At 48.0% G+C, this 279-nt stretch carries 1 protein-coding gene; it reads right to left on the reverse strand.

Annotated elements, in window-relative coordinates; translation table 11 throughout:
* Positions 1–279: alpha amylase C-terminal domain-containing protein (locus R0K30_RS21695; RefSeq protein WP_410612880.1), on the reverse strand; the 279-nt coding region annotated here is incomplete at both ends.

A 279-nucleotide genomic window follows, 5' to 3' on the forward strand; every position in this document is an offset into this window, starting at 1 on the left:
GTTTGCCGTTCGCTACTTGAAATGAACCGGCGCCGGCCTTATTATCATACCTGCCGTCAGGTAATTTCGTTGAAGTATTGATGGTGACAGAAGACGATCCTGCATTTGCCAGCACAACGCCTTTTGAGCCGCGCTGATTCATAAATATTTGATTGTTCCCATTCGGATTCGAGAGTTCCTCGGGCTGCCCGGCCATTTCATTGTGAAATTGATTGACCGCAGTGATCGCCTGATCTTTAAATAAGGCGCTCCCGCGATCTCCTATTTGACTTTTTCCGG

This window comes from Bacillus sp. SIMBA_154 (genome assembly GCF_046536015.1).
Taxonomy (GTDB): Bacteria; Bacillota; Bacilli; order Bacillales; family Bacillaceae; genus Bacillus; species Bacillus pumilus_P.